Source organism: Bradyrhizobium sp. MI1.4 (assembly GCF_055811315.1).
The window spans coordinates 32,704-55,643 of sequence record NZ_JBVVPP010000020.1 but is presented as its reverse complement, the minus strand read 5'-3'; the positions used below and the strand labels follow the sequence as shown (position 1 = coordinate 55,643).

The following is a 22,940-nucleotide window of genomic DNA, read 5'->3' as shown; positions in this document are numbered from 1 at the left end:
CAGCGCGGAGGAATTTTGACATGAGCGGCTTGGTGATCTCTGGCGGCCGGGTGGTGGATCCCGCCAGCGGAATGGACGCCATCGGGGATGTGGCGGTCGTGGACGGCAGGATCGCCGCGGTTGGCGCCTCGCTCGGAAGCGCCGAGCGGACAATCGACGCGACGGGGCTAGTGGTCGCCCCCGGCTTCATCGACCTGCACGCGCATGGCCAGTCGCTCCCCGCGGATCGGATGCAGGCGTTCGACGGCGTCACGACGACGCTCGATCTCGAAGCGGGCGTGCTGCCGGTCGGGTCCTGGTATGAGCGCCAGGCGCGGAAGGGGCGCGTGTTGAACTACGGCGCGGCCACCAATTGGGCTTTCGCGCGTATTGGCGCGATGACGGGCTCCAATGCGGAGAGCTCGCTGGAGGCGTTCGGCAACGCCATGCGCGATCGCCGCTGGATGGACAACGTCGCGAGCGATGCGGAGGTTGCCGGCATCCTCGAGCGCCTTTCGCGCGGCCTGAACGAGGGCGGCATCGGCATCGGGATCTTGAACGCCTATGCGCCGGGCGCCGGCGTGCAGGAGCTGACCGCGGTCTGCCAGCTCGCGGCCGCGCAGGACGTGCCGACCTTCACCCATGTCGCCTACATGTCGCGCATCGATCCCGAGAGCGCGGCGGAAGCCTATATCCGCCTGATCGGCTATGCCGGAGCCACCGGCGCGCACATGCACATCTGCCATTTCAACTCGTCGAGCAAGACCGACGTCGAGCGCTGCCGCGTGCTGATCGCGAAAGCGCAGGCGCAGGGCCTGCCCATCACGGTCGAGGCCTATCCCTACGGCACCGGCTCGACCGTGCTGGCGGCCGCCTTCTTCAGCGACCCCGAATTCGTCGAGCGCAACGGCACCGGTTACGATTCCGTGCAGCGGGTCACCGACGGCCATCGCTTCAGCGATCGCGAGGAGCTCCTGAAGGCGCAGGCGGAAGAGCCGTCCTCGCTGGTGCTGTGGCACATCCTCGACACCGAGAACAATGCGCATCACCGCGACCTCCTCGACATGTCGGTGCTCTATCCCGGCGGCGCGATCGCCTCCGACGCGATGCCGTGGACGACGTCGGACGGCAAGACCTACACCGGCGATGCCTGGCCGCTGCCGGATGACGCCACCTCGCATCCGCGCTCGGCGGGCTGCTTCACGAAATTCATCCGCGAATGGGTGCGCGAGCGCAAGACCGTGTCGCTGCTCGAAGGCGTGCGCAAATGCGCGCTGATCCCGGCGGAGATCCTGTCGCAGAGCACGCCCGCGATGCGCGCAAAAGGTCGGCTCGCGAAGGATGCCGATGCCGACATCGTCGTGTTCGACTACGAGAAGCTCTCGGACCGCGCGACCTTCACGGCGATGAACCGTCCCTCCGAAGGCGTGCGGCATCTGATCGTCAGCGGCCAGCCGTTAATCACAGATGGTGTGCTGGACGTCGCGGTGCGGCCCGGCCGTCCCGTGCGCCGTCCCGTCGTCGGGAGCTGAGACATGCCGGTCCCCATTCTCCTGGTGACGGGCTTTCTGGGGGCCGGCAAGACCACTGTCGTGAACCATCTGCTGGCGCATGCGGAGGGGCGGCGAATCGCCGCTGTGGTCAACGATTTCGGTGCGATCAACATCGATGCCGAGCTGATCGCGGGCGCGAGCGACGGCGTGGTCAGCCTCGCCAATGGCTGCATCTGCTGCTCGCTCGAAGGCGACCTGCTGCGCACGCTTGCGACGCTGCTGCGGCGTGATCCGAAGCCGGAATACATCGTCATCGAGACCAGCGGCGTCGCCGATCCCGCCGAGATCGTCCGCAATTTGATGGATCCCGTGATCCTGCGCGAAGCGCCGTTGGAAACGGTGCTCTGCGTGATGGACACGGCGACACCGCCGGCCGCTCTCGACGACGCGCTGCACCGTTCGCAGCTGCGCGTCGCCGACATCGTGGCGCTGAGCAAGCTGGATCTGGCGGATGAGGGTGCGGGCGCGCGTATCCGCGAGGCCATCCGCGCGCAGCGCGTTCCTGCCGTGGTGGTCGACGCGCAGCACGGCGAGATTCCGTCCGCGCTGCTGTTTCCCGCGACCGTCGATCGTGCGCCCGCGCCGCGCAAACCCGGACCGAAACGTCCGGCAGAGCAACGCTTCGAAACCCTGAGCTGGACCTCGGACCAGCCACTTTCGCTCGCCCGCTTGCAGCAGGCCATCGGCCGCCTCGCGCCAAAACTCGCGCGGGCAAAAGGCCTGTTGGAGACCGTCGAGCAGCCCGGGCGCCGGATGGTGTTTCAATTCGCGGCCGGCCGCGCCACGCTCGCCCCTGCAGATGCCGCGCTCGCCGTTAGCGATGCCGCGCTCGCCGTTGGCGATGCCCCGGCTCTGCCGTGCGCGCGGATTGTCTTCATCGTCGAGCTAGGCGTGCTCTCGAAGGCGGAGCTCGACGGGATCATGGAGACCTGCGTTGCGGATCGTTGAAGCTGCCGCTTCAGGCGAATTGTGCGATGCCGTTTCCAACGGACCAATTCTCCGCGGGCGCATCGAGGACATTGACGAACACGTCCTCGGGGCGGAGGCCCGGTTTTTCGCCGAGCAGGTCCGCGATCCGCCGGTACAGGGCCTTCTTCTGCTCGGGGGTGCGCGAGGCGAACACGGTGATCTGGATCAGCACGGCATCGTCGCTGCGCGTGACGCCGTAGGCATTGCCGCAGCGGAAGTTCGCGGGCGAAAGCTCGCTGATGGTCATGAACTCGTCGCCTTCAGGGACGTTCAGCGCTTCGCGCATGGCGCGGTAGAGGCCGTCGAGGATCGCCTGCCGGTAGACTTCCGGCTTTCCGGCGCGCATCGAAATGTGGAGGAGAGGCATCGCGAAATCCTCATTGACGAAAGGGCGCATCGGCCCCAGTTTGTTTTTGACGCGGCGTCAGGAAATCATGTTTTTGACATCGTGTCAAATATGCTTGGTAGGAGCAAAGCTTGAGGCCGCGCGAGTTCGACCACGACGATGTCCTGCGTATCGCCTTCGACCAGTTCTGGCGCAAGGGCGTCCGCGGCACCTCGCTGTCGGATATCGCGCGCGACGCCGGTGTCCAGCGCGGTAGCCTCTACAACGCCTTCGGCAGCAAGGAGGCGCTGTTCGTCCAGGCCTACGAGCGCTACGCGGGCGATTATCTCGTCGCCCTGCAAAAGGCGCTGGGTGCGGGCTCATTGCGAAAACGCCTCACCGCGTTCTTCGACCTGACCATCAGCAACTTCCGCGCCGGCACGCCCCCGCGCGGATGTCCGACGACGCGCGGGCTGATGGAGCTCGGCGCGGCCGAAGGCGAGGGGCTCGACGAGGAGGCGCGGCAGGCCTTCGCGAACCTCATCTCGCGCATCACCGTTCTGGTTCAGGAGACGTTGTCGGCGGGTGCGGCGCGCGGTGAATTCAACGGCAATTCCGCGTCCGCAGCGCTGCACATCATCACGGTGACGCGCGGCCTCGCCGTGCTCGAACGTGCCTTCGGCGACGAGCCCCAGCTGCGCAAGATCGCGTCCCACACCATCGATCTCGTGCTCGGCAGGAAGGGCGGCTAGGGGTCAGCAGACCGCGAGCGCGTTGACCGCCCGCGTCGTCACGGTCTCGTTCTCGTTGCCGACGAACTGGCAGACGACAGTTTGGAGCTCGCCCGGCTGCTTGCCGCGTGCGACCGCCAGCAGCCGCATCAATTCCGCCTCGTCCTTCGACAGGCGCCGGCACGATGGCGGCATGAAGCACAATTGGCAAGGCCGGCCGCTGCGCAGGATTCTGACCAGCGCGGCAACGCGTGCGACCAGCAGCGGACTGTCGGTGATGCCAGGCGCCTCGTCGGCAAAGCGATAGGCCGCCTCCCAGCAATCGGACGCGCCGGTCGCATAGGCGGCAGCGATGAACCGGAACAGCGAGAGCGTGACGCGGCCAAAATCATCGTAACTCTCGACGTCAGGCCGCGTCGCAAGCGCGGCCTGAAGCGGACAGAGCCGCGCCTGGCCGGCTTCCGTGACAGGCACAGAGCCGCAACTATCCTGCATCATGCGCGATCCCGGTCAGTGCAACGTGGGGCTTCCGACCAGCCAGCTCTTCATCGCCATCGTCTGGTCATGGTCCAAAGACGGAACGTGCCGGTCGGGCAGGATGAGACCCGCCATGCGGAACATCGTTGCAAGCCCCCGCACGGGTGCGAGAGCCCAATCGGCGCCGACCGGCGGCAGCCAGCATTCGAACTGCTCGCGCGCGATATCGTCGCGCTCTTTCTGCGCGGCCGCGATCGCCCGTAACATGCTGTGCTCGCTGTCGGACATGCGGGGGCAGGTCGGGCAGTGCACCGCGATGGCCGTATGCGCCGTGCAGGCAAAGATCTCGATGATGGATTCCAGCGAAGGCACGGCGTCGCCCACGCCAAAATGGTCGTCACTTGCTGGATGTCGGCCGCGGTCGGAACGGCGCTTCCGCTGCGCGCCTTGGCCCGAAATCCCCAAATGAAGAGCCGCTCCGCTGCGCTCAGCGCCGGAAGGTCGAGAGACCCTGTCGATGTCGATTGGTGCATTGAGCCTCTGGCCTCCGGCTGCGCCCATGCCCCGGCTGGCGCCGATGATCTGCGCCGATCGTTCCGTCAGAGCCCCCTGCAAGTCAACGCTCGGAGGGGCGATGTCGAGGTCTTCTAGTTTTGAAGAGTTCGCATCTCGGATGCAGCCAGCCTCGCGAGCCTGCGAGCCGTCTGCGGCATGCCGGTAGGATGCATGGAGTTTTGCGGGGTGGGGGAACCCGAATGCTTAAAGCTTTGCTAAGGGGCGCGGGATAAACTGGCATATCAGCCTTCCAAATCTTGCGAGCACCAATGTTTTTCTCCCGCATCAGTTTCAAGCTGGTCCTGATTGTCGGCATCAGCCTCCTTGGCATGATCGCGCTGGCGCCGATCGCGCTTTCGACCTTGCGCGCGCAGATGATCGCCGATCGTCAGGCCAAGACGCAGCACTTGGTCGACGTCGGCTACGGCATCCTGGCGCACTACCAGAAGCTCGAGAGCGAAGGAAAACTCCCGCGCGAGCAGGCCCAGGCCGGCGCGATCGCGGAGATCAAGAGCCTGCGCTACGACAAGGTCGAGTATTTCTGGCTGAACGACATGACCCCCAAGATGGTCATGCATCCGATCAAGCCCGAACTCGACGGCAAGGATCTCTCCGGGATGAAGGATCCGTCCGGCAACGCGCTGTTCGTCGGCTTCGTCGACGTCGTCAAAAAGCAGGGCGCGGGCTTCTACAGCTACCTCTGGCCGAAGCCCGGCTTCGACCAGCCGGTCGGGAAAATCTCCTATGTGAAGGGCTTTGCGCCCTGGGGCTGGATCATCGGCACCGGGATCTATCTCGACGACGTCGACGCCGTTTTCCGCCAGAATGCGATGACCTTCGCCCTGGTGTGCCTGGTCGTGTTCGTGCTCGTGCTCGGCGCCTCCTTCGTGATCGGCCGCAGCGTGACCCGGCCGCTGGCGAAGATCACGGCACTGACCGACCGCCTCGCCGCCGGCGACAGCGCGTTCGACGTGCCCCATACCGATCGTCGCGACGAGATCGGCGGGCTCGCCAAGGCGCTCGCCGTGTTCAAGGACAATGCGTCGGCGGTCGGCCGCATGCACGCCGAACAGCAGGAGACGAAGCAGAAGGCCGACGAGGAGAAGCGCAAGACGATGACCGACCTCGCCGGCAAGTTCGAAGCGAACGTTCAAGCCGTCGTCCGCGACGTGTTCAAGGAGGCGCGCGCGATGCAGCAGGCCGCGCAGGGCATGTCCGAGACCGCCGACAAGGCGACCGACCGTGCGAGCCTCGTCGCCACCGCCTGCCAGCAGGCATCGAGCAACGTGCAGACGGTGGCCTCCGCCGCCGGGCAGCTGTCGTCCTCGATCGCCGAGATCAGCCAGCGCGTCGCGCAGGCTGCAAGCGTGGCCGACAAGGCCGCCGCCGACGGTCAACGCACCAACGACACCGTGCAGGGACTTGCTGCAGCCGCGCACAAGATCGGCGAGGTCATCGACCTCATCAACCAGATCGCCTCGCAGACCAATCTGCTCGCGCTCAACGCCACCATCGAGGCGGCGCGCGCCGGCGAGGCCGGCAAGGGTTTTGCGGTGGTGGCAAGCGAAGTGAAGTCGCTGGCGAGCCAGACCGCGAAGGCGACCGACGAAATCGGCGCGCAGATATCGGCGATCCAGGCCGAGACCAACCAGGTGGTCGGCAACATCGACAGCATTCGCAAGACCATCATGGAGGTCAACGAAATTTCCTCGTCGATCGCCGCAGCCGTCGAGGAGCAGGGCGCCGCGACGGCGGCGATCGCGCACAGCGTACGGGAGGCCGCCTCCGGCACCGACCAGGTTTCGCAGAACATCTCGGGTGTGACCGACGCGACGGCGGAGACCGGCCAGGCCGCCGGCCTCGTGCTGCAATCGAGCGGCCGGCTGTCGCAGAAGCTGCAATCGCTGGAAAACGAAGTCAGCGCTTTCGTTGCGGGGGTACGGGCGGCCTAGTATAGCAGAAGGATGAGCGCGCGCATCCTTCTGATCAATCCGAACAGTTCTGTGGCGACCACAGCGATGATGGTCGCCATCGCGAGGTCAGCCGCCGTGGACGGCTTCGACATCGACGGCGCGACCGCAACGCGCGCGCCGCAAATGATCGTGACGCCGGATACGCTGGATGCAGCTTCCACCGAAGTTCTGGAGATCGCGCAGTCACACCGGCATGCATGCGACGGTATCATCGTCGCGGCGTTCGGCGATCCTGGGTTGGCCGGGATCAAGGCCGCGATGAAACTGCCGGCGGTCGGCATCGGCGAGTCCTCGATGCTCGCAGCTGCCGAGAACAGCCGCCGCTTCGGCGTGGCGACCACGACGCCGCTGTTGGAAGGGAAGATCGACGCCGTGCCGGAAGCGCTGGGGTTGCGATCGCGTTATACCGGCGCCCGCTTCGCCAAAGGCGATCCGCAAGACCTGATGCGCGATCCGGCGCGATTGCGCGCAGCACTCGCCGGCGCGGTCGAGGCTTGCATCGCGCAGGATGGCGCGGAGGCGGTCGTCATCGGTGGCGGTCCGCTGGGCGAAGCCGCGCGCGAGCTTCAGCCGATGTTCACCGTGCCGATCATCGCGCCGATCCCGTCTGCCGTGGCGCGGATTATTCGCCTCATCACGGCGCGCGCGACCGATTGAAATTCCGGCCCGCGGGAACGGTCGTCGGGACCGCGTTCTTGCCCTTGACGGCCTCGGTTAAAGTGACGAAGCAGAACCATGGGACCTGCCGACCCGCGCTTGGGCACGCGGGCATGGAGACGCTGCATGTCGTTCAAGAAGCTCCTGATCGCCAATCGCGGCGAGATCGCCATCCGCATCGCGCGCGCCGCCGCCGATTCCGGCATCGCGACGGTCGCGATCCATCCCGCGGACGATGCGATGTCGCTGCATGTGCGGGTTGCCGACGAGCCCGTCGAAATCCCCGGTCGCGGCGCGCGGGCCTATCTCGACATCGAGGCCGTGGTCAAGGCGGCGAAGAGCGCAGGCTGCGACGCCGTGCATCCCGGCTACGGCTTCCTCAGCGAGAACGCTGCGTTCGCGAAGGCCTGCGCCGATGCAGGCATCGCCTTCGTCGGGCCCCAGGCCGCGGCGCTCGAGTTGTTCGGCGACAAGGTGGCGGCACGGCAACTGGCAAAGCGCTGCGGCGTCCCGATCATCGCCGGCACCAGCGGGCCGTCCTCGCTGGAGGACATCGCGGCGTTCTTCACCTCGCTCGGCAGCAACGCGGCGATCGTGATCAAGGCAATGGCCGGCGGCGGCGGGCGCGGCATGCGCGTGGTCGAGCGCGCTGCCGATCTCGCGGAGGCCTATGCGCGCTGCCAGTCCGAGGCCAAGGCCGCGTTCGGCTTCGACGGCGTCTATGCCGAGCGGTTGATCCGGCAGGCGCGCCATATCGAGGTGCAGATCATCGGCGATCGCGACGGCGCGATCTCCCACCTCTGGGAGCGCGAATGCACCATTCAGCGCCGACACCAGAAGCTGATCGAGGTGGCGCCGAGCCCGTCGCTCAGCGACGGCTTGCGTGGCCGTATCATCGCGGCGGCGAAGCAACTCGCCGTGGCCGCGTCGTACGACAATCTCGGCACGTTCGAGTTCCTGGTCGACGGTGCCGCCGAAGACAGTTTTGCCTTCATCGAGGCCAACCCGCGGCTTCAGGTCGAGCACACCGTGACGGAAGAGGTGCTCGGCCTCGACCTCGTCCGCGCCCAGCTCGCGGTTGCTGCCGGCGCCTCGCTTGCCTCGATCGGCCTGGCGCAAGGCTCGATCCCGAAACCGCGCGGCTATGCCATGCAGTTGCGCGTCAACATGGAGACGCTGGACGAGCTGGGGGCGACGCACCCGACCGGCGGCGTGCTCGCCGTGTTCGAACCGCCGTCGGGTCCCGGCGTCCGCGTCGATAGTTTCGGGTATGCCGGCTACAAGACCAGCGCCGCCTTCGACTCGCTCCTGGCAAAGGTCATCGTGCATACGCCCGGTGAAGCCTGGCACGACGTGGTCGCCAAGGCTTCGCGCGCCTTGCGCGAGTTTCGGATCGACGGCGTCATCACCAACATCGCCTTCCTCCAGGCGGTGCTGGCGCATCCCGACTTCAGGTCCAACCGCATCGCGACCGACTTCATCGATTGCAACATGGGCAAGCTCGTCGAAGCCGCGGATGGCGCGGCCAAACCACTTTATTTTGCAGCGACGGAGCGAAACGGCGGTCCCGGCACCGAGGCGCATACGGCACAGACCGTGCCCGAAGGCACAGTGATGGTCGCGGCACCCTTGCAGGGGACCATTGTCACTATTCAGGTGAAGGAAGGCGAGGTCGTGCGCCCGGGCCAGCAGCTCGCCGTGATCGAATCCATGAAAATGGAACATCTGGTCATGGCCGAGCAGGGCGGCCGCGTCACGAAGCTACTCGCCGGCGACGGTATCACGCTGATGCATGGCGAGCCGATCATGTATCTGGAGCCGCTCGACGTTGCGGCGGACGCGTCGGCAACGGAAACCGATGTCGATCTCGACCACATCCGTCCTGATCTCGCCGAACTGATCGCCCGCCAGGCCAACACGCTCGACGAAAATCGCCCTGCCTCCGTCGAGCGCCGCCGCAACACCAATCAGCGCACCGCGCGCGAGAATGTCGCGCAGCTCGTCGACGACGACTCGTTCATGGAGTACGGCAGCCTTGCGATTGCGGCGCAGCGGCGCCGGCGCAAGCTCGACGATCTCGTCAAGAACACGCCGGCCGACGGCCTCGTCATGGGCGTCGCGACCGTGAACGCCGAGAAGTTCGGTCCCGAAGGCGGGCGCTGCATCGTCGTGGCCTACGACTACACCGTGCTCGCGGGCACGCAAGGCCACATGAACCACAAGAAGATCGACCGCATGCTGACGCTCGCGGAAGACTGGCGCGTGCCGCTGGTGTTCTATGCCGAGGGCGGCGGCGGCCGCCCCGGCGATACCGACCGGCTCGGCATGACCGGGCTTGATGGTCCGTCCTTCGTGCAGTTCGCAAGGCTCTCGGGTCTGGTGCCGGTTATCGGCATCGTCTCCGGCTATTGCTTCGCCGGTAATGCCGCGATGCTCGGCTGCTGCGATGTCATCATCGCGACCAAGAACGCCTCGATCGGCATGGGGGGCCCCGCGATGATCGAAGGCGGCGGGCTCGGCGTCTATCACCCGGCCGAGGTCGGTCCTGTTACGTTCCAGTCGCCGAACGGCGTGATCGACATCCTCGTCGAAGACGAAGAGGAGGCAACATCCGTTGCGCAAAAATACCTATCCTATTTCCAGGGCGCGGTGACGGAGTGGCAGGCCGCCGACCAGCGCCTGCTGCGCCGCGCGATCCCCGAGAACCGACTGCGCGTCTACGACATCCGCAGCGTGATCGACCTCGTCGCGGATAAGGAGGCCGTGCTGGAGCTGCGCCGCGACTACGGTGTCGGCATGATCACAGCGTTGATTCGCATCGAAGAGAAACCGTTCGGCCTGATCGCCAACAATCCGCGCCATCTCGGCGGCGCGATCGACGCCGATGCCGGCGACAAGGCCGCGCGCTTCCTCCAGCTCTGCGACGCCTTCGATCTGCCGATCGTCTCGCTGTGCGACACGCCCGGCTTCATGGTCGGCCCGGAAGCCGAGAAGACGGCGATCGTGCGTCACGTCTCGCGCATGTTCGTGACAGGCGCGAGCCTGACTGTGCCGTTGTTCGGCATCGTGCTGCGCAAGGGCTATGGGCTGGGTGCACAGTCGATGATCGGCGGCGGCTTCCACGCCTCATTCTTCACCGCGGCGTGGCCGACCGGCGAGTTCGGCGGCATGGGCCTGGAGGGTTACGTCCGCCTCGGCTTCCGCAAGGAGATGGAGGCGATCGCCGACCCCGTCGAGCGCGAGACTTACTATCGCAACAAGGTCGCCGAGCTCTATGCCAACGGCAAGGCGGTCTCGATCGCCTCCGTGTTCGAGATCGACAACGTCATCGACCCCGCCGAGACCAGGCGCTGGATCATGGCGGGCCTGCGCTCGGTGCCGAAGCCGCCGGCGCGGACTGGGAAGAAGCGGCCCTGTATTGATACGTGGTGAGGGCGGTGCAGCAATTCTGATTGCGCTTCGCCGCGTTCCCGGTTCCCGATTGACATCCCCGCCTGCGGTGCCAGACTTTGCACAATAACGCAGGGTGGAGACGTCCGCGATGGCCAGCCTTTCGGCCTCGAACCATGTCGCCCGTGTCTTGTCCGTCGCCAATCAGGTTACAGACCGCTTGGCCGACGTCGATGCCTCTTCGCGCATTGCCAATTCCTGGCGGCGCTGCCTGGTCAGCCACAAGCTCGATCCCGGCCGTCAGGGGCCGCCGCAGACGCTCACCGAAGTCGAGATCCGTCACGTCGCCGAACCCATGGAGGAGACGATCCGGCTTGCAACACCGGAGCTCGACGACCTCGCCCGGATACTGCGCGGTGCCGGCTATTGCGTCAACCTGGCAGACGTGAACGCAACCATGCTGTTCAGCCGCCTGCCCGGCGAGGCCGACGCACGACTATTCATGGACTGGAAGATCTACACAGGCTCGAATTTTTCCGAGGCCTCCGAAGGCACCAATGGGCTCGGCACCGCGCTCGCCGAGCAGAAGCCGATCCTGGTGCATCGCGACGAGCATTTTCGCGCGCAGTGGCACATGTTTTCCTGCGCCGTGACGCCGCTGTTTGACCAGGCGGGACGGCTCGCAGGCGCCGTGAACATCACCTCCTGCCGCGAGGACCTCGAACGCACCGCACATCAGCTTGCGCTCGCGGTGACGATGGAGGCAACGCGGCGCATGGAGGGCGCGATCTTCCGCAGTCATTTCCGCAACGCCTGGATCGCGACCGTGCCGGGCGACGGCGGCAGCGGCCTGCTCGCCTATGACGACGATCGCCGCATCGTCGGCGCCTGCCGTTCGGCGCGCGCACTGCTGGGTCTCACCGACGGCTTGATCGCAGCCGGCATCGATCTGTCGCGCTATGTCAAATTCGACCATCCCGCCGCGCGCGACGCAGACGATCTCGTCGAGCTGCGCCGGGCCGATGGCAGTTCACTAGGGCACGGCCATGTCGCGCCGCCGCTGCGGGCGAGGGCCTCGACCCGTCCGCTCGCGCCGCGCCGCGATGCACCGGTCGATCGCTTCGATGCGCTGCAGCGGCTCGCCGGACGCGATCCCAGCCTGATCAGGAGCGTGAAGCGACTTAGAAGCATCGGCGATCGCAATCTGCCGGTGCTGCTGCATGGCGAGACCGGCGTCGGCAAGGATGTGTTCGCCCGTGCCATTCACGCAGGCGGCAATCGCGCACGCCACAACTATGTCGCGCTTAACTGCGCGGCGATGCCGGAAAGCCTGATCGATGCCGAGCTGTTCGGTTACGAGGCCGGCGCCTTCACCGGCGCGCGCCGCGACGGCTCGAAGGGCCTGATCGTGCAGGCCGACGGCGGCACGCTGTTCCTCGACGAGATCGGCGACATGCCGATCGCGCTGCAGACGCGGCTGCTACGGGTGCTGGAGAACCGCGAAGTCTGGCCGCTCGGCGCGCTGAAGCCCGTGCCGGTCGACATTCGCCTGATCAGCGCCACCCATCGCGATCTCGGCCGCATGGCCGAGGAGGGCGCCTTCCGCACCGACCTCTATTTCCGTCTGCGCGGCATGGAGGTGCGGCTGCCGGCCTTGCGCGAGCGCGCCGACCGCGACGACGTCATCCGCCAGATCGCTCACGAGGAGGCGCCGAATTGCTCGCTCTCGGACGAGGCCTGGGCGCGGCTCGCGGCCTATCCCTATCCCGGCAACATGCGCCAGCTTCGGCATGTGCTGCGGCTCGCCGGCTGCACGGCGGAGGACGGCGTCATCACCGATGCCGACCTCGATCTGCCGCCGTTTGGTGGAAGGGCGGCGGAGCCGGATTTGGCAGCGGCGGAGCGCGCTACGATCGTGGAGGCGCTGCGCAAGCATGGCGGCCGCGTGACGGAAACAGCGCGCGCGCTGAAGCTGAGCCGCGCCACGCTGTATCGCAAGATCAAGCAGTTGAAGATCGAGACGACGCAGTAGCGATCTTTCTTCCCTCTCCCCTTGCGGGAGAGGGCGGCTAGCCGCGAACGCGGCGAGACGGGCGAGGGGTATCTCTCCGCACTTGACTCTCTTGCTTCTGAGTCCGCGGAGAGATACCCCTCATCCGGGGCTTCGCGCCACCTTCTCCCGCAAGGAGAGACGGGAGCGGCAGCGAGCCTGCTGGCGCTCTCTACGAAAAATCGCTCCAGCTCAGATGTCGCGAGTCGAGGTCGCCGACTGTTACGGTGCCGCGGATTTCGCGCGGGGCGTGGAAGCTGCTGCGCAGATACACGAGCGGCGCCGCCCCGTCGGAATGCGATGCGCCGCGCACCTCGCCGACGAAGATCGAATGCGTCTTGGTCTCGAATTCCTGCGCCAGCACGCAGTCGAATGCGGCGACCGCATCGCTCAGCACCGGCGCGCCGGTCACCCCGCGCGTCCACTCCCCGAACGCAAAACGGTCGTCGCCATTGACGCCCTTCTGGCCACTGAAGGTAAGCGCCAGGAGGGCGTGGTCCTCGTGCAGGAAGTTGATCGCGAACGCGCCTTCCTCGCGGATGCGCGCGTGCGCACTGGCGTTGCGGTTGACGCACACGATCAGGGATGGTGGCGAGTCCGACAGTGAGCAGGCCGAGGTCACCGTCAGCCCCGTGCGCTTGCCGTGCTCGGCGCCGACCGTCACCAGCGCGACCGCGCCGGCGCACTGGCGCATCGCCTGCTTGAAATCCTTAGCGTCGAAAGCACTGGCGTCCACCCTCACGCGGAAATCTCCGAAATGGATGCGGGTGCGGCACGATCGCGCCGCACCCGCGCCGGGTCAAGCCGCCTTCTTCGCGGAGCCGAGATGCTTCAGGCGCGGCATCACCTCGTTCTTCAGCATCGACAGCGAGTGATGCCAGGCTTCAGCCTTGTGCTTGTAGTCGAAGCCGAACACCAGCAGCACGCCGAAGCCGCCGACCTCCTCGTAGATCTTCTCGATTTTCTCGGCGACGGTCGCTGGCGAGCCGACGATCCAGTTCCGCTTGGCGCAATATTCGACGGTGACGTCGCTATCGGGCACGTCGGGCGCGTGCTTCAGATAGTCCTTGAAGCCGAAATGGCCGAGCAGCGGCAGGAAGTACTCGCCCATCATCCGGCCCATCATGTCGCCGGTCGAGAGCCGCCACGCTTCCTCGTCGGTATCGGCGACGAACACCTCGCGCACCAGCCGCCAATCGGCCCGGTCCGGCTTGCGCCCGGTCTTGGCGGCACCGGCTACAACCGAATCCCAATGACTGCCGACATAGGCCGGGTTCAGGTTGAGGCTCATTGGAATGAAGCCGCGCTCGCCGGCGAGCTTCAGCGTGTCCGAGTTCTTCGAGAGCCCAGCGACGCCGATCGGCGGGTGCGGCGTCTGCAACGGCTTGATGTGGGGTTTCAAGAAGTCGAACATCGTGTCCGGCTTGGTCACCGTCCAGAATTTGCCCTTGTAGGTCCAGGGCGCGGGATCGCTCCACATCTTCAGAATGATCTCCAGCGCCTCGCGCGTCATGTCGCGGTTCTGTCCGCTCATGCCGTCGACATTGAACATGGCCCAGTCGCTCGGCAGGCCGCTCGCCGCGACGCCGAAATTGAGCCGACCTCCCGAGAGGTGATCGAGCATGGCGACGCGGTTGGCGAGCTCGGCCGGGTGGTGATAGGGCAGCAGGAAGCCGCCCGGCCCGATACGGATATTCTTGGTCTGCATCAGCGCCTGCGCGATCAGCAGATCGGGCGTGGGATTGGGTTCCCAGGGCGCGGTATGGTGCTCGCCGACCCAGGCCTCCTGATAGCCGAGCTCGTCGAGCCAGCGCATGACCTGCAGGTCCCAGTCGTTCCCTTCCTTCAGGCCGCACTCCGGCGGGTGCGAAGGCATCGTGAAATAGCCGATCTCCATGGGTTTCCTCATCTGATGTTGACGCGTCTTATTGCGCGGTTCACGGACGTGAGCAGGGTTGCTTGAGCAAGCGGTGTGCCACCGCTCCGCAAGCGGTGTGCCAGCGCTACAGCGGCTCAGTCCCGCGAGAAAACGCTGGTTTGCGGCGGCAATAGCCGATATCCCGTGGCGAATTTGCGGGCCGTCGTCTCATTGTCGCGAGACGGCGTCTTGCCGGTGAGACGAGGACGAGAACCGAGATGACCGAACCCGCTTACGTCGCGGTGGACTGGGGCACCAGCAGCTTCCGGCTCTGGTTGATCGATCGTACCGGCGTAGTGCTGGCCGAACGCCGCAGCGGCGAGGGCATGCTGGCGGCGGCAAAGACCGGCTTCGCGGCCGTGCTGCAATCCCATCTTGCCGCCGTCGAAGCACCAGCTCATCTGCCGGTTCTGGTCTGCGGCATGGCCGGCGCCAAGACGGGCTGGGTCGAAGCCGGATATGTCGATACACCCGCGCCGCTCGCGGCCGTCCTGGAGCAGGCCGCGCACGTGCCGGGCGAAGCACACGATATCCGCATCCTGCCGGGTATCGCGCAGCGCGATACAAGAGCGCCGGACGTGATGCGCGGCGAGGAGACGCAGCTGCTCGGCGCGCTTGGTCTCGATGCCGCAGGTGAGGCGCTGGTCTGCATGCCCGGCACGCATTCGAAATGGGTACGCCTGAAGGACGATACGATCGCGCATTTCTCCACCTTCATGACCGGCGAGCTCTTCAGCGTTGTGTCGCGCGAGACGATCTTGTCGCTTGCGGTCGCAGGCGCCGAAGACGCCGAGGACGTCGCGAGCTTCAAGGCGGCGGTGAGAGCTGCGTATGAGGCGCCGTCGTTCGCGGCCAATTTTCTGTTCAGCGCGCGCTCGCGTCAGCTTCTGTTCGGGAGCACACCGGCCGCGGCGCGCGAAACGTTGTCGGGCACTTTGATCGGCATCGAGCTGGCCGCCGGGCTCTCCGGCGCCGTGCCGAAAGCAGGCATTACGTTGATTGCCTCGGGGCGGCTCGCGATGCTGTACAAGTTGGCTTTCGATGCGTTGTCGGTCACCGTGAACCCCGTCGATGCCGATGAAGCGGTCCGCCGCGGTCTGTCGATGGCGGCTGCCGCGATCTGGACGAAATGAGAGGACTGTTGAAATGAGCGTTCCCTTTCCGGCGATGAAGCGGCCACTGCTTGCGATCCTGCGCGGCGTGAAGCCCGAGGAAACGCAGGCCATCGTCGGCGTGCTGATCGAGGCCGGCATGACCGCGATCGAGATCCCGCTAAACTCGCCCGATCCGTTCCGCTCCATCGCCACCGCCGTCAAGCTCGCGCCGGCCGGCGTGCTGATCGGCGCCGGCACGGTGCTGACCACAGCGGATGTCGATCGGCTCAACGATGTCGGCGGCAAGCTGATGGTCTCGCCGAATGTCGATACGCAGGTGCTCACACGTGCGCACCAATACGCCATGGTCACGTTGCCGGGCGTGTTTTCGCCGACCGAGGCGCTGCTGGCCGCGCGCTCCGGCGCCTCTGGCCTGAAGTTCTTTCCGGCAAGCGTGCTCGGCGCGTCCGGCATCGCCGCGATCCGCGCCGTGCTGCCGGCCGGCGTGATGATCGCCGCCGTCGGCGGCGTCTCCGACCAGAATTTCGCGGAGTACATCGAGGGTGGCGCGACGGCGTTCGGGCTGGGCTCCAACCTCTACAAGCCCGGCATGACGGTAACGGACGTTGCCGCTCGCGCAAAATTGACGATCGCGGCCTACGATCGGGCGATTGCGAAAGACTGAAGCAGCAATAAACAAGCCGTGATGCCGTCACGGTTGCGCGTTATCCTATCTTGCCGCAGAGGCGAGATCAGGAGACCGACATGGCAATCAACAACGTGGCCGATCTGTTCGTGGCAACGCTCGAACAGGCTGGCGTCAAGCGCATCTACGGCATCGTCGGCGACAGTCTCAATGCGCTGACCGAAGCGCTGCGGCGGCGCGGCACGATCGAATGGATCCATGTCCGGCACGAGGAGGTCGCGGCCTTCGCCGCCTCCGGGGAAGCGGAAATGACGGGCAGCCTTGCGGTGTGCGCGGGCTCGTGTGGTCCCGGCAATCTGCATCTGATCAACGGCCTGTTCGACGCCCATCGCAGCCGCGTTCCCGTGCTGGCGATCGCCGCGCAAATTCCGACCGCCGAGATCGGCAGCGGCTATTTCCAGGAGACGCATCCGCAAAACCTGTTCCGCGAGTGCAGCCATTATTGCGAGCTGGTCTCGGATCCGAGTCAGCTTCCCTACGTGCTGGAAAACGCGATCCGCGCGGCGGTCGGCATGCGCGGCGTCGCCGTTGTCGCCACGCCGGGCGACGTCGCGTTCCGCAGCCCACCCAAGCGCGCGCTGTCGACGGCGCGTGGCCTTGCGCTGTCGGCGCCGAAGGTTATGCCGCAGGCCGATGAACTGAAGGCACTCGCGGACCTCTTGAACGGCGCCGAGCGCATCACCCTGTTTTGCGGTCGCGGCTGCACCGGCGCGCATGCGCCGCTGATGCAGCTTGCGGAAGCCTTGAAGAGCCCGATCGTGCATGCGCTGGGCGGAAAGGAGCATGTCGAATACGACAATCCCTACGACGTCGGCATGACCGGCTTCATCGGCTTCTCCTCCGGCTATGCTGCCATGCACGCCTGCGACGCGCTGGTGATGCTCGGGACCGATTTTCCCTACAAGCAGTTCTTCCCGACCGATGCCAAGATCGCGCAGATCGACATCCGTCCGGAAAATCTCGGGCGCCGCTGCAAGATCGATCTCGGCCTCGTCGGCGACGTCAAGCTCACCCTCGAGGCGCTGCTGCCGCTTCTGAAATCCAAGACGCAGCGCAAGCACCTCGACGAAGCGATCGCGCATTACAAGAAAGCGCGCGAAGGCCTCGACTCGCTCGCCAAGGGCACGCCGGGCAGCAAACCAATCCATCCGCAATACCTGGCAAAGGTCATCAGCGACCATGCGAGCGATGATGCGGTGTTCACCGCCGATGTCGGCACGCCGACGGTGTGGGCCGCGCGCTATCTCGAGATGAACGGACGCCGCCGGCTGATCGGCTCGTTCGTGCACGGCTCGATGGCCAACGCCATGCCGCAGGCGATCGGCGCGCAGGCCGCGCAGCCCGGCCGGCAGGTGATCTCGCTCTCCGGCGACGGGGGCTTCACCATGCTGATGGGCGATCTGATCACGCTGACGCAGATGAAGCTGCCGGTGAAGGTGGTCATCTTCAACAACGGCGTGCTCGGCTTCGTCGCACTGGAGATGAAGGCGGCCGGTTTCGTCGACACCAATGTCGATCTGGAGAATCCGGACTTCGCGGCGATGGCGCGCGCGATGGGTATCTTCGCAAGGCGGGTCGAGGATCCCGGCGAGCTCCCGGGCGCGGTGAAGGACATGCTGGCTCACAACGGACCGGCGCTGCTCGATGTGGTCACCGCCAAGCAGGAGCTGTCGATGCCGCCGACCATCACGCCCGAACAGATCAAGGGCTTCAGCCTCTGGGTCTTGCGAGCCGTGATGAACGGACGCGGCGACGAGGTCGTCGATCTCGCCAAGACCAATTTGCTGCCGCGCTAACCCCGCTTGACCGACGGCACGGGCAGCCGCTCATGGCGGCGCTGGAAGCGTTGCCAGTGCAGCACGATGCCGATCAGCAGCGCCGGTACGAAGCCGAGCGCGATCACGAAATGCGGCAGCTGCGCCGGCGAGATGAACGCAATGCCGATGTCGGAGATCAGCCAAAGCGCGGCGAACATCACCGCGAAATCGGTGCGCGGGCAGCGCAGATAGTAGAACACGGCGGTGATGACGACGGCGGGTCCGATGGCGATGCCGATCATCACCGTCGTCAGCTCCTTCGGCGTCAGCGCGTCGAGCACCATCGCTGCCAGCAGCCAGAGCGCGGCGAACATGGCGATGATGTCGAGCGGATGCCGCAAGCCAATACCTCTCGTGAGGGGACGCGCTATCGTTGTGGCCCAGACCTTGGCCGTCAAGGGAAAATGCGCCTATTCCTCGTCGTTTCCGGGCGTCGGCCGCAGCATGAAATGGCCGAAGGCTGTGGCGATCGGCTTGTTCGCATCGTCCTGCCAGGCCCGTGCCTCGAAGGCGACGATGCGCCGGCCCTGTTTCACGATCGAGACGTTGGCGAACGTGTCGAGCGCGCGGCCGGAGCGCAGATAGTTGACGGTCAGTCCGATCGGCTTGGGCAGTGCGGTGGCGCCGAGTTCACGGGCCACTCCGAAGATCGCGGTGGTTTCGAGGAAGGCGCCGGTCATGCCGCCATGGATCGCAGGCAGAATCGGATTGCCGATGATCTTTGGCGAGAACGGCATCGTCAGTGTGCCGTCGTCGTTGACGCGAATGCCGAGGCAGCGTGCGAACGGGCTGTTGGCGAACGGGCCTTCCGGATCGTCCGGCGCCTCCAGCCTCGGGATGCCGGGCGAATCCATCCTGCGATCCGCGAGCATGTTGGTGCGGTTGGCGCCGATCATGAAACAGGCGGTCGCGGTCGCGACCGGATCGTCCTCGGACTCCTGATAGGCGGTGGAGCGCACGAAGGCAATCGAACGCGTGGTGCGGTAGCAGACCGAATGCGCCTTGATGTCGAGGCCCGGCGTTGCCGGCTTCTGATAGTCGATGCGCAGATCGAGCGTCGCGATCGCGCTTGTGCCGTCCAGCGCGAGTTGCACCGCCATGCCGCAACTCTCGTCCAGCATCGCGGTGACGACCCCGCCATGCAGGACGCCGGTCTCGGTGTCACCGACAAAGACCGGCCGGTAGGGCAGGCTGGACCAGGCTTCGCGCGGTGCGAAGCGGTCGAGCTGGAGCCCGCTGATCTGGCCGTAATCGGAGCGGCGACCCTTGATCGCCTCGGCGAGGTCCTCGAACGAAAGTGTGGTCGGTGAGCGGGACATGAGGACGTTCTAGACCAGTGGCGGGCGCGGCGCAAAACCCCGGATGCGCGTCCCACGGCGGGTGCCGGGGGCGGTTTGGCCTCGACAGGGCGGGCCGAAGCAACGATGGTGGGCGCCTCGTTCGTTCGACCAGCCGTAAGGAGTGCCCATGGCCGATCCCGAAACGCCCGCCACCAGCCAGGGGCCCGTCATCATTTCGACATCGAGCTCGGAGCGGGCGCCGATCATCTATTTCGACGGTGCCTCCTGCTTCGGCCACCACAACGGCGCGATTCAGATCGAGCTTGCGGCGAACCTTCTGATGCCGGTCGGCGCCGCCGTCAGGGTTGACGTGGTCCAGACCGCGCATCTGCGTTGCAGCGTGGCCGCGGCGCTGGCTCTGCGCGAAGCGCTCGAAAAGGCGCTGGCAATGTACCAGCAGGGCCAGCAGCAGCCCCGGCCGGAGGAAATTCCCTCGGTGAAGAACTGAGGCCGTTCGCGGATCGCAAGTTAATGCGATCAACTCGCTCAGCTCACATGCACCTTCGGCTTCCTGCCGTCGTTCCACTTGCCGTCGAGCGCGCGCTCGATCTGGGCGGCGAGTTGCAGCAGGAGGCCGTCATTGGCCTGTTTCGCAATCGCCTGGATGCCGAGCGGCAGGCCGTGGTCCTGCGTGGCCATCGGCATCGAGATCGCCGGCATGCCGCAGAGATTGGCGAGCGGCGTGAAGGCGAAGAAGCGCCAAAGATTGCCGAACCAGTCGAGCACGTCGGGGTTGTCGGAGATGGTGAGATATTCCCGGGTGCCGACCTTCGGCGTCGGCAGCGCCGTGATCGGGGTCAGGATCACGTCCCACTGCTCGAAGAAGGCGCCGAAGGCGCGCGAGGTCGTGTTGAACACGCCTTGCATCTTCGCCCGCTCGGCGAAGCTCGTATGCCGGCCGGCTTCCCAGATCCGGATATTCATGGGTTCGATGAGATCTTCCGGCGGCCGTTCCAGTCCGCGCGCGGCGAGCATGTTGGAGATCACCACGGCAAAATTCGAGATGTAGCAGGTGGTCTGCGCCTCGAACGCGGCGCGGAAGTCGAGTTCGGGCAGGGCGTAGTCGACGTGATGGCCGAGGCCTTCGAGGAAGCGGCCGGCCTTCGCCAGCTCGGCCGCGATCTCGGGCGTCGCGGTGTAGTCGCCCCAGGTGTGCGACAGCGCGATACGAAGCTTTGACGGATCGCGCTTGATCATCTCGGAATAGGGCTGCGCTGTGGTCCAGAACGGCATGAATTCGCCGGGCGCCGCTCCCCTTGCATGATCGACGAAGGCGGCGGTGTCGCGCACCGAGCGCGACTGGCAGCCCTGGATCGAGACGAGGCCGGTGAGATCGGACATGTGCGGTGCGAGCGAGAACACGCCGCGCGAGACTTTCAAGCCGATATTGCCGTTGACGCCGGCGGGAATGCGGATCGAGCCGCCGCCATCAGTCGCGTGTGCGATCGGCACCACGCCGGCCGCGACCATTGCGGCGCTCCCGGCCGACGAGCCGCAGGTGGTGTAGTCGGTGTCCCAGGGATTGCGCGTGACATAGACGGCCGGATTGTCGGCCGAGCTGCAGACGCCGAACTCCGGTGTCGTGGTGCGTCCGATCAGGTTCAGTCCGGCCTGGCGGAATTTGCCGGTCAGGAACGTGTCGGCGCTGGCGCGATTGCCGCGCATTAACAGCGAGCCCATCTCCTGGAGCCGGCCCTTCATGGTCGGGCCGAGGTCCTTCATCAGGAAGGGCAGGCCTGCGAACGGGCCGGCGAGATTGGCGCCGTCCTTGGCCGGATCGGCGATCACGTCATCGAATAGCTCGACCACGCCCGACAGTGCCGGGTTGACCTTGGCGACGCCCGCGGCGGCCTGGCGCGCCAACTCCTTTGCCGTGAGCTCGCCCTTGCGGACGCGCGCGGCCAGCCCCACGCCATCGTGCTGCGCCCATTCGTTCCAGCTCATCGGGAAAGTCATGCGATCCAAACCTCTTCGTGCGCCGCCATCTTAGTTTCGCACAGGAACACTTTAATCAACTGAGCGGCGCGAAGGGCAGGGTTGCGCCGGATGGAGAGGTAATCCCGAATTGCATGCGCGCGCATCAATTGGAGAACTTTGCGATCACCGCGACCGGCCCGCCGCCGGCTGGGCCCTGATGCTCGGCGCCGCCGGAGACGTAGACCGCACCAGTGCCGGCGAGGCCGGCAATCAACCCGCCAACGGCAGCCCGGGCGTGGCGTGTCGAGCTGATATCGGTATCTTCGAGCATGGTGTGGCGGAAGCCGCGCACGCTGCCATCAGGGGAGGCCTCGGCCTTGGCGAAGATGTTGACAAGCTTGCTGCCGGTCGGCGTCTGTTGCCCGGCACGGAGCCCAACGCTCTCCAGCGCCGCAAGCACCGCGGCGGCGTCGATCGCATCGCTCATCACGGCATGCCCGATCTCGAATTCGCTCGTCGAGGACATCGAATTGCCGAGCACGATGACGACGTTATACATGAGCTCGATCCCGGACGAGGTCGAGGCGACGTTCGAGAACAGATCGTAGCGTCGCAGCACGTCCTCATCACGAACGCCGGTTGCGATCTCGCCGAGCGCGACCGCAACGCCGAGCGCGGAAGCGCCGCGCGAATAGGCCATCGAACTGTAGGCGCTGGTCGTCGCTGTCTTGTGACCGCGCGCATTCGCCGCTTCGACGCGCTCGCTGGTGAGCAGCGGGCATTTGATCTGCACGAAATGGACGTCGGCGGGATCGGCGATCCCGGCATCCGCCATCGCGGCCTTCACGGCCTTGGCTGTCTCCGTGATCTGAGCGGAGCGGCCGAGCTCTTCAGGGAGAAAATCCCGCGTGTGCGCCATGCCGATGCTCAGGCGCTTGCCGGAGAGGCCTGCCGGGCGCTGTAGAATGTCCTGGCGCGTGAACACCGTGATGTGCGGGCTGAGCACGCCCTCGGTGCCGCCCGACATCACGAAAGCGATGCGTTGCTCGACCTCCTGCGGCGACAGCCCGAGCTGCGGCGCCAGCGCCGTGCACAGCGCGGCAACGGCATATTCCCGGGTAAAGTCATTGACGCCGCCATTGCCTTCGGTCTTGCCGAGGATCGCCAGGATGGATGCCGGATCGATCGCGCCGGAGCCGATCATGCTCATCAATCCGGAGACGTCGCCGGGGCCTCTGGTGGCGACCTTGAAGACGCCGACCGATGTCGTCCGCATTATAATCCTCACATGAAGTTCAGGAGTCCGGCAGACAAAACAGCCGCTGAACCGGGGCGCCTGTCAAGGTGTCGAGGCAATCCCCATTGTCGTGCCGGGGGAAAGCACGGACCCCCCACGGCCGGGGCCCGGGGCGGAGCCCCCCCCCATTTTGCGGGAACGCCAAGCGAGGCGAAAAAAACCCAAGGTGGCGCGCGGGCCCCGCCCCCTGGT

At 66.0% G+C, this 22,940-nt stretch carries 20 protein-coding genes; 11 read left to right on the top strand and 9 right to left on the bottom strand.

Annotation, left to right across the window (positions count from 1 at the left end; translation table 11 throughout):
* Positions 1–20 precede the first annotated feature (20 nt).
* Together AC0L23_RS22030 and AC0L23_RS22025 are read left to right on the top strand one after the other, a co-directional pair.
* Positions 21–1,511, top strand: a complete 1,491-nt coding sequence (locus AC0L23_RS22030; protein ID WP_085360509.1) for an amidohydrolase family protein — start codon at positions 21–23, stop codon at positions 1,509–1,511.
* 3 nt (positions 1,512–1,514) lie between these two features.
* Positions 1,515–2,480: a CobW family GTP-binding protein gene (locus tag AC0L23_RS22025; RefSeq protein WP_085349593.1), complete on the top strand. Its 966-nt coding sequence runs from the start codon at positions 1,515–1,517 to the stop codon at positions 2,478–2,480.
* 10 nt (positions 2,481–2,490) lie between these two features.
* Here AC0L23_RS22025 and AC0L23_RS22020 read toward each other — a convergent pair whose 3' ends face one another.
* Complete coding sequence (locus tag AC0L23_RS22020; protein ID WP_026232569.1) at positions 2,491–2,868, bottom strand: tautomerase family protein; 378 nt, start codon at positions 2,866–2,868, stop codon at positions 2,491–2,493.
* A gap of 110 nt (positions 2,869–2,978) precedes the next feature.
* Here AC0L23_RS22020 and AC0L23_RS22015 point away from each other — a divergent pair, with 110 nt between their 5' ends.
* Positions 2,979–3,578, top strand: coding sequence for a TetR/AcrR family transcriptional regulator (locus tag AC0L23_RS22015; protein ID WP_085384407.1), 600 nt, complete (start codon positions 2,979–2,981; stop codon positions 3,576–3,578).
* 3 nt (positions 3,579–3,581) lie between these two features.
* On the opposite strand, the gene AC0L23_RS22010 is transcribed toward AC0L23_RS22015, so the two are convergent.
* Together AC0L23_RS22010 and AC0L23_RS22005 are read right to left on the bottom strand one after the other, a co-directional pair.
* Positions 3,582–4,055: a hypothetical protein gene (locus AC0L23_RS22010; RefSeq protein ID WP_018453635.1), complete on the bottom strand. Its 474-nt coding sequence runs from the start codon at positions 4,053–4,055 to the stop codon at positions 3,582–3,584.
* A 12-nt stretch (positions 4,056–4,067) separates the two neighbouring features.
* Positions 4,068–4,418, bottom strand: coding sequence for a hypothetical protein (locus tag AC0L23_RS22005; protein WP_240543218.1), 351 nt, complete (start codon positions 4,416–4,418; stop codon positions 4,068–4,070).
* Between the two features lie 440 nt (positions 4,419–4,858).
* Here AC0L23_RS22005 and AC0L23_RS22000 point away from each other — a divergent pair, with 440 nt between their 5' ends.
* The 4 genes from AC0L23_RS22000 (at position 4,859) to AC0L23_RS21985 (ending at position 12,641) form a co-directional block, all read left to right on the top strand.
* On the top strand, positions 4,859–6,541 hold the full coding sequence (locus AC0L23_RS22000; protein ID WP_085349591.1) for a methyl-accepting chemotaxis protein: 1,683 nt from the start codon (positions 4,859–4,861) through the stop codon (positions 6,539–6,541).
* Positions 6,542–6,553: 12 nt separating this feature from the next.
* Positions 6,554–7,219: an aspartate/glutamate racemase family protein gene (locus tag AC0L23_RS21995; protein WP_085360507.1), complete on the top strand. Its 666-nt coding sequence runs from the start codon at positions 6,554–6,556 to the stop codon at positions 7,217–7,219.
* 126 nt (positions 7,220–7,345) lie between these two features.
* A complete protein-coding gene (locus AC0L23_RS21990; protein ID WP_473357433.1) occupies positions 7,346–10,651 on the top strand; it encodes an acetyl-CoA carboxylase family protein in 3,306 nt (1,101 codons plus the stop codon).
* Positions 10,652–10,760: 109 nt separating this feature from the next.
* On the top strand, positions 10,761–12,641 hold the full coding sequence (locus tag AC0L23_RS21985; RefSeq protein ID WP_085384405.1) for a sigma-54-dependent Fis family transcriptional regulator: 1,881 nt from the start codon (positions 10,761–10,763) through the stop codon (positions 12,639–12,641).
* 190 nt (positions 12,642–12,831) lie between these two features.
* On the opposite strand, the gene AC0L23_RS21980 is transcribed toward AC0L23_RS21985, so the two are convergent.
* A complete protein-coding gene (locus AC0L23_RS21980) occupies positions 12,832–13,401 on the bottom strand; it encodes a flavin reductase family protein (protein WP_085384404.1) in 570 nt (189 codons plus the stop codon).
* Between the two features lie 57 nt (positions 13,402–13,458).
* Complete coding sequence (locus tag AC0L23_RS21975; RefSeq protein WP_085360501.1) at positions 13,459–14,556, bottom strand: LLM class flavin-dependent oxidoreductase; 1,098 nt, start codon at positions 14,554–14,556, stop codon at positions 13,459–13,461.
* Between the two features lie 239 nt (positions 14,557–14,795).
* Here AC0L23_RS21975 and AC0L23_RS21970 point away from each other — a divergent pair, with 239 nt between their 5' ends.
* The 3 genes from AC0L23_RS21970 to poxB all read left to right on the top strand — a co-directional run bounded on the left by AC0L23_RS21970 (position 14,796) and on the right by poxB (position 18,173).
* Complete coding sequence (locus AC0L23_RS21970; protein ID WP_085360499.1) at positions 14,796–15,710, top strand: 2-dehydro-3-deoxygalactonokinase; 915 nt, start codon at positions 14,796–14,798, stop codon at positions 15,708–15,710.
* A gap of 13 nt (positions 15,711–15,723) precedes the next feature.
* Complete coding sequence (locus AC0L23_RS21965; RefSeq protein ID WP_085360497.1) at positions 15,724–16,356, top strand: 2-dehydro-3-deoxy-6-phosphogalactonate aldolase; 633 nt, start codon at positions 15,724–15,726, stop codon at positions 16,354–16,356.
* 80 nt (positions 16,357–16,436) lie between these two features.
* Entirely contained in the window at positions 16,437–18,173 is a 1,737-nt protein-coding gene (gene poxB, locus AC0L23_RS21960; protein WP_085360495.1) for a ubiquinone-dependent pyruvate dehydrogenase, read from the top strand.
* On the opposite strand, the gene AC0L23_RS21955 is transcribed toward poxB, so the two are convergent.
* Positions 18,170–18,535: a hypothetical protein gene (locus AC0L23_RS21955; RefSeq protein ID WP_018453646.1), complete on the bottom strand. Its 366-nt coding sequence runs from the start codon at positions 18,533–18,535 to the stop codon at positions 18,170–18,172. The two genes, poxB and AC0L23_RS21955, sit on opposite strands and share 4 nt — an antisense overlap.
* 69 nt (positions 18,536–18,604) lie before the next feature.
* On the bottom strand, positions 18,605–19,513 hold the full coding sequence (locus AC0L23_RS21950) for a PaaI family thioesterase (RefSeq protein ID WP_085360493.1): 909 nt from the start codon (positions 19,511–19,513) through the stop codon (positions 18,605–18,607).
* Positions 19,514–19,661: 148 nt separating this feature from the next.
* Here AC0L23_RS21950 and AC0L23_RS21945 point away from each other — a divergent pair, with 148 nt between their 5' ends.
* On the top strand, positions 19,662–19,982 hold the full coding sequence (locus AC0L23_RS21945; protein ID WP_027565258.1) for a hypothetical protein: 321 nt from the start codon (positions 19,662–19,664) through the stop codon (positions 19,980–19,982).
* A 38-nt stretch (positions 19,983–20,020) separates the two neighbouring features.
* Here AC0L23_RS21945 and AC0L23_RS21940 read toward each other — a convergent pair whose 3' ends face one another.
* Together AC0L23_RS21940 and atzD are read right to left on the bottom strand one after the other, a co-directional pair.
* Positions 20,021–21,490 (bottom strand): amidase, encoded by a 1,470-nt coding sequence (locus tag AC0L23_RS21940; RefSeq protein ID WP_085384401.1) that lies wholly within the window; start codon positions 21,488–21,490, stop codon positions 20,021–20,023.
* Positions 21,491–21,614: 124 nt separating this feature from the next.
* Positions 21,615–22,727 carry a cyanuric acid amidohydrolase gene (gene atzD, locus AC0L23_RS21935; RefSeq protein ID WP_085349583.1) on the bottom strand — a complete coding sequence of 371 codons (1,113 nt, stop codon included), beginning with the start codon at positions 22,725–22,727 and terminating at the stop codon, positions 21,615–21,617.
* Between the last annotated feature and the right edge of the window lie 213 nt (positions 22,728–22,940).